Consider the following 631-nt stretch of genomic DNA (forward strand, 5'->3'; position numbering starts at 1 on the left):
AAGGGCGCTGACCTGCCATGACGAAGATCGACACCAGCAGGCCGGAGAGCGTGCTGCCCACCCCCTCGCACACCGTGGGCCTGCCGCCCTTCGTCGTCTCCGGGGCCCGCCGCCCCCGTGTCGGCGGGTCCCAGGCTTGGTGAATATGCCCTCGGGGACGGGCGGTTGAAGCCTGTTGACCCATGTTCAGAGCTGGATTTGAGGTTTGCGTAGACGTCCTACGTCCCCGGGTGTACGTGCGTGGTCACGCCAGTTCGTCGTGCTCGGACAGCCCCGGCCAGTCCTCGGGGCCGCCGCCCTGCCACTCGATGATTTCGCTTCCCTCGACGTCCGTCACGTAGAGGTCGGCCTGCCGCAGGATCTCGGACACGTCGTCCAGGTGCGTGGCGATGCCGAGCGTCCTGTCGCCCTCCGTGACCCGCCGTGAGCCGTCCAGAGCCGGCGCGTGGACCACGACATGCGGATGTTCCGTCGGATGTGCCATGTCTTCAGACTCCTGCGGAAGCGAGGGCCGCGCACCCGGAACGGCGAGAGGCGGGGGGGGGGGGGGGGGGGGGCCACCGGCGCCGCGCGGCAGGGCGGGGCCCCCGCGGGGGGGGCCCGCGGCGCGCGGCCGGCAGGCAGGGCGAGA

At 72.1% G+C, this 631-nt stretch carries 2 protein-coding genes; one reads left to right on the forward strand and one right to left on the reverse strand.

Features of this window, described 5'->3' with window-relative positions; translation table 11 throughout:
* Positions 1 to 17 precede the first annotated feature (17 nt).
* Positions 18 to 143: a hypothetical protein gene (locus ABZ453_RS20580; RefSeq protein ID WP_359016552.1), complete on the forward strand. Its 126-nt coding sequence runs from the start codon at positions 18 to 20 to the stop codon at positions 141 to 143.
* Positions 144 to 244: 101 nt separating this feature from the next.
* Here ABZ453_RS20580 and ABZ453_RS20585 read toward each other — a convergent pair whose 3' ends face one another.
* Positions 245 to 484: a hypothetical protein gene (locus tag ABZ453_RS20585; RefSeq protein ID WP_359016369.1), complete on the reverse strand. Its 240-nt coding sequence runs from the start codon at positions 482 to 484 to the stop codon at positions 245 to 247.
* Positions 485 to 631 lie beyond the last annotated feature (147 nt).

Source organism: Streptomyces sp. NPDC005799 (assembly GCF_040630525.1).
GTDB lineage: Bacteria > Actinomycetota > Actinomycetes > Streptomycetales > Streptomycetaceae > Streptomyces > Streptomyces griseorubiginosus_B.